Below are 5,516 nucleotides of genomic sequence, written 5' to 3'. Positions count from 1 at the left end.
CCAAAAGGTTACAAGCTTACGCGATTTTTTTCAGCACGGTTGCCTTATCTCCACCAACTTCTCCAACAATTTTTTTATTAAGAACGTCCTACTTCATTAATCCACGTAAATATATAAAAAAACTACTTTTCAGCGTTGTTTTTATATCATTTTCATCATTCAAAAACAGTCTTTTTATACTTTTTTACTACTTTAACTAAGTTATTGATAAACAAGTGTTTAGTTGTTTTAAGAAATAATATTTTAACATTTACAGTTAATACACTGACTTTATGTGTTTTAACCTTAAAAAAGTTGCGGTATCGGAACTTGGCAAGGGATGTTATATAAGACCCCATTTTCAAGTACTTAAAAAACACCTCTTTTCTACCTCAAAAAAACTCAATTAAACTCGTGTAGTTTTCATTTTAAAAAACAACGAAACTCATCCGCATTTATCCACCTCTGTTCCGTTATTTTTTAAAACGCTTGATTATGGCTCATCATCGGTTTTTACTTTTATTTTAGTTCTATTATAAAATTTTATCATTTGACTGATAGGGAGGATTTGTAATAGTGATTTCAGCTCTTTATTTACTGCCTTCATTTTTTCAATTGGCATTATCCAATAAGCCACCAGAACCACTAAAAAAGTCATACATATAATTGCTATTATCATTTCCATTTTTATAATATTCTTTACTTGTTATATATCCTATAAATAGTTTTGTTTAATCCTTTTCTTCAAGTGTATGCAATACATTTAAAAAATAAAAGGACACTTTCTTTATCCCTTTGCTCGCAAGGTATTACAGCTAATTCTTTTTTGGTAGGACAAAAAAAATTCGTCTTTTTATCACTTTATCTACTGTTTTTTTTTGATTTCACTTCCATAAGGGTTTCAACGATTATAAACGGCTGTTTACTAGTGCAAAATTACTTTGAAGTGTTTTTAAGTTTAAGACACTATGTCTTGTGTATTAATTATTCCCCCCTTATAAAACGTTTTAAAAACATAGGATTTAGAGGTTGGTGGCGTAGCTGGTAATCCTATGTTTTTAAAATGGCTTGTTTTCAGTGTTTATAGTAGCTAGCGTAAAATTTTCGACAGAACCGTTATGTTTTGCCAAGCCAATAATATCTTTAGTATTGGGCGAGTTGTGTAAAAAAACAAGCAAAGAAGTAAGACAAGCTTTTTTGCTTGACGGCTTTTTGTGAAGTCTTTTTTATGCAAATTCGGTGCGGTGGCGTTGGTTTCCAACTGCATTAAGTCCGACCATCGGGAGACCAAGGGAAGAGGCAATTTTACATAATAGCAGTTATAACCTACCTGGAGTTTACGCAAGAGTATTATAACTACTATTATGTAAAGATTGCTTGGGGTTGGAAAGGGCTTTGAGCGGTGGTGTAGGTTTTTAAAGGTGCGGTGTATGGAAGCAAGAATAGTAAAAAGTTTGTCCACCTTTTTGTGGCTAACTTTTTTCTAGGCTTGTGGGGCTGATGCTGTTGGAACACCAAACGTTTAAAATACTACTTGTGCGGAGGATTGCCCTTTGCAACAAGCGCGGTGGATAGCGGAACAAAATAAAAGACAGAGGATTTTTGCCTTTTTCGGCAAAAAACTGGGTTTTGTTTTGTGTGGGGTTTTACGTACTGATTGGTTTTTAGCAAGCAACGTAGCGAAGCTTTCTAACTTATCGGATGATGCATATTTATAACTTCTTGCATACTCTCTAAATCATCTTGTAAATACTGTTCTGTAGAACTTATATAACGATGTCCTGATAAATATTGAACCTTTCTTAAATTGTGTTGCTTTGTCCAGTTAGTAATTACCGATGCTCTTATTTGATAATGATTAAATACTTTGTGATTTACCTTTTTTAGCTTCTTTAAAATATGTTGTATTGTATTTCCTAATCTTGCGTTGTTCGGTATAAATAAACGTTCACTTTCTATTTTCTTACGTCTTATTATTTCTTCTCTAACTTCTTTAATATATTCTAATAATTCTATGACTTGCCAAGGTTTTAACTCTAATTCTCTTGCGTTTGTTCTTGTAGTACTTGGTATTTGTATTTTCCCTTTATAAACTTCTATGTGCTCTAGTTTTAAACGGATTAATGTATTTGTATTTAAACCTTGATATACCATTAAACCAACGATTACTTTATTTCTTTTAGCACAAAGTTTGTGATACTTATCTGCGACATTGTCGCTTTCAAAACTGTAATATAAATCTTCTAATTCTTCGGGTTCTAATAAATTATAATGAAGCTTTCTTTTTACGCCTTTAATAACAATACTTTCTGCCGGATTATCTGCTCGATAATTTTCTTTGATTAAATAATTAAAGTAGCTTTTTAGAGTTCCTAATTTATGATTGATAGTCTTTTTACTGTTTCCTTTTTTTGTTAGATATTTAGGATATTCCAATAAGCTTTTATAATCTATTTCTGTTGGCGTTGTTTTTCTTTTTGTACACCATTTTGTAAACTTTTCTACTTCTATTAAATAGCTTTTTATGGTTGTAATACTATAAGATTCCTTTTCTAAATATTCTTTATAATTGCTCATAACTCTTTGACTAAATGTGTGTATATCTGTGTGCTTTCTAAACTACTATGTCCTAAAAATTTACTTATAATTTCTATGCTTACTTCTTGTTGCAGTAGATGTGTTGCGATAGAGTGTCGTAATGTGTGAAGTGTAATATTCTTTTCTTGTAATACTTTATTTTCTGTGATTTTTATAATCGCTTTTAGTCTGTTTAATAAACTTTGTCCTTGCATTCGTTTTCCTTGCTTGCTAATAAATAAAGCTTCTGTGTTATTATAAATATTGAGCTGTGGACGAGCTTCATACATATAATCTTCCAATATTTTTAGATTGTAACTATTTACAGGAACAAAACGTTGCTTATAGTTTTTACCTTTTCTAACAAAGACACGTTCTTTATCAAAATAAATATCGCTAACATCTAAATGTACTGCTTCATTTCTACGTAATCCACAACTATACACTATTACTAATATGGCTTTGTCTCTTAATTTGAAACTTGTTTTATGATGACTGTAATTTGTAGCTGTAAACAATTCTTTTATTTCTTGTTGTGTTAAGATATTTAGCTTTTCTTGCGTGTTACTTTTCTCTGTTTTTAGATGTATTCTAAAGTCTTTGTAATTATGTTTTTGTAAATACTCTTTAAACTTCTTTAATGCTTGTTGATGCTTATTTAAATACGCTTTACTTAAACTCCCACCTCTTGTTTGATTAGGACGTAATCGTAAATCTTGATAATACTCTTTGATGGTTTGTGTAGTAACTGTTTTTAGTTCGGTATGTCCGTGAGACTCTAACCAATAAAGGAACTCTTTTAAATGATTTGGTAAATAATACAAGGTTGTTTCTGCGTAGCCTAATATATCTAACCATTCTGTAAATGATGATAATAGCGTTTTATAACTTTCATTATGTAGTTGTAATTGCTTCATAATTTTTTATAGGGTATTACTTGTTTTTAGTTTTAGTGAGCTTTGCAGATAAGAAGTTGATTGTTAATGTATTTAGTGGCTCACTTTATAACTAAGCTTCTATTGAGCCGTTGAGCTTTGCAACTGCTTCATCTAATACTGTTACAATCGTTTTCTTTAGTTCTTGGTATTCTTTATAATCTGTGATTTCGTATAAATGTCTACCTGTTTTATCCTTTTCTCTTAACTGGATTCTTTGTGTATTGATAAGTTGTAAGTGATACCTTTTTACTGTAGACAAAGGGATTCGTAACATAAAACTGATTTGTTTATTACTAAATGTAGTTTGATGTTCTTTTTGTAAATGTGCTTTTAATACTTCAAAATAGTTTCTACACGCTCCGCTTATGGTATCCGATTTTCTAAGTAATATTTCGCTTAATAACTTATTAGCCTCTTGTATATCTTCGATAGTAGTTTCTATATATTCTTCGCCAGTTTGCTTGTCGTATTGTTTCTCTCTTTGGTATTGATGATAAAAAGTTACTGCTTCTATAAATTGTAAATAGTGCGCATTGGTTCTTCGTGGTTTAAAAACTTCATTAGGTATTTTTAATGCTTCTGCATAGGGGTTGCGAATCGCAACAGATGATAATACGCGCTGTACATTTTGTAATAGTTCCTTTGCTTTTAATTCTTCTTCTATATTTACTTTTCCTGCACTTATTTTACGTTGATACTCCATGATACGCTCGTCTTGTTCTGCACTTTCATCAATGTATAATAAGAAGCTTCTATTACTATTATCCTCGTAAACTTGTTCTTTAGTTGTGCAACCCGATACAGATACTGGACCTTCTACAGTTAAGTGTATGGTTTTTGTATTTCCTCGTGTATCTTTATGAACTACGGTTTTTGTAATTCTTCTTTTGGTTTGTAATTCTCGAAGTGGGTATAACACAGATTCTGCTCCGTCTAAATCTTCTATTAAGATGAGTTTGTTTTGTAATTCTGTACGATTAAAGTAGTAAAAAGCATTTTCACTTAATACCGTTATTTCTACTTTATCTTCTTGTGGTATGAGTTCTGATACCTTGCTTTGTAAATGTGTTTTTCCTGCTCCGCTACTTCCTAAACTGATACAGTGTAACGGATTATTAGCTTTACGACTTGTAAAAATGAGATACATCAGCAAGCGGTTTGTTTCTTCTCCGATTACGCCACTTTTGCCGATGCACTTATTTGTTAAGGATAGCAATTTCCCGTTTTTTAAAAAGTTAATAGCTTCTTTCTTTTCTCCTGTGGTAAGCTCTTTTATTGTAATTTCGTTAGACTTTTCTTTTTCTAGTTGTAGTATTCTATAACTTTCTAACTCGTTCGTTAACTCTTGTAAGATTCGTCTAACGATGCTTGTACCTATTTCTAAACGTTCTGCGGTATTTCTAACTAACTTCTCTACTTGGTTATCGTTATATAAATCTAAGTTGTGTCGTAACTTCTCATTAGCTTTAACTTTCTGTATGCTTATAGTTACTCGTAATCTGTCTAAATGGTTTAATCTAATACCTCCAAGTATATCTATTAATAAGTGATTTGTAACGTACTCGTAGTTGTTTGGATTGGAAGTATTCAACATTTGTAAAATATTTTTTTATTACACTTTGGTAACAAAAGTAAACAATCTGTTATTTATAAACAATACTTTTGGATTTGTTTTTTACAGTTTGTTACTATATTTTTGCTTAACCCCTTACAGAACGGTAACTATTGATACATTATGAGTACAACTTTTGGTAATAGATTAAAAAATATTAGAACAGAAAAGAATATCAAACGTGAAGATTTAGCTTCTATGATTGGTACGTCTTCTGCTATTATTGGAAGATACGAACGTAACGAGCGTACACCATCGATTGACATTGCCAAAAACCTTGCACAAGCTCTTAATGTTTCTCTTGATTTTCTTGCTGGCGACACTTCTGTTTTGGTAAAGGATAAAGAAGTTTTACAGCGTATTGAAGATATTTCTAATTTATCGGAAGAGAAGAAAAAGTATATTTTTGA

Annotated in this window: 5 protein-coding genes; 1 reads left to right on the top strand and 4 read right to left on the bottom strand. The window is 31.0% G+C overall.

Annotated features, from left to right (window positions below):
* Positions 1-472 precede the first annotated feature (472 nt).
* From ACKTTQ_RS09280 to ACKTTQ_RS09265, 4 genes are all read right to left on the bottom strand, one after another.
* A complete protein-coding gene (locus tag ACKTTQ_RS09280; RefSeq protein WP_408049048.1) occupies positions 473-664 on the bottom strand; it encodes a hypothetical protein in 192 nt (63 codons plus the stop codon).
* A gap of 1,004 nt (positions 665-1,668) precedes the next feature.
* Complete coding sequence (locus ACKTTQ_RS09275; protein ID WP_408049047.1) at positions 1,669-2,556, bottom strand: tyrosine-type recombinase/integrase; 888 nt, start codon at positions 2,554-2,556, stop codon at positions 1,669-1,671.
* Positions 2,553-3,473 (bottom strand): tyrosine-type recombinase/integrase, encoded by a 921-nt coding sequence (locus tag ACKTTQ_RS09270; protein WP_408049046.1) that lies wholly within the window; start codon positions 3,471-3,473, stop codon positions 2,553-2,555. Before ACKTTQ_RS09270 ends, ACKTTQ_RS09275 begins: the two co-directional genes overlap by 4 nt.
* Before the next feature lie 91 nt (positions 3,474-3,564).
* On the bottom strand, positions 3,565-5,088 hold the full coding sequence (locus ACKTTQ_RS09265; RefSeq protein WP_408049045.1) for a hypothetical protein: 1,524 nt from the start codon (positions 5,086-5,088) through the stop codon (positions 3,565-3,567).
* Between the two features lie 141 nt (positions 5,089-5,229).
* Here ACKTTQ_RS09265 and ACKTTQ_RS09260 point away from each other — a divergent pair.
* Positions 5,230-5,516 (top strand): helix-turn-helix domain-containing protein (locus ACKTTQ_RS09260; RefSeq protein WP_408049044.1); only part of this gene is annotated, 287 nt, incomplete at its 3' end.

The organism is Tenacibaculum halocynthiae, assembly GCF_964512825.1.
Lineage (GTDB): Bacteria > Bacteroidota > Bacteroidia > Flavobacteriales > Flavobacteriaceae > Polaribacter > Polaribacter halocynthiae.
Note: the sequence above shows the minus strand (reverse complement) of the source record. Positions and strands in the feature narration are given on the sequence as shown.

Coding starts and splice junctions, on each gene's coding strand:
- ACKTTQ_RS09275 (WP_408049047.1), bottom strand. CDS start 2,556: ATGAGCAATTATAAAGAATATTTAGAAAAGGAATCTTATAGTATTACA.
- ACKTTQ_RS09265 (WP_408049045.1), bottom strand. CDS start 5,088: ATGTTGAATACTTCCAATCCAAACAACTACGAGTACGTTACAAATCAC.
- ACKTTQ_RS09280 (WP_408049048.1), bottom strand. CDS start 664: ATGGAAATGATAATAGCAATTATATGTATGACTTTTTTAGTGGTTCTG.
- ACKTTQ_RS09270 (WP_408049046.1), bottom strand. CDS start 3,473: ATGAAGCAATTACAACTACATAATGAAAGTTATAAAACGCTATTATCA.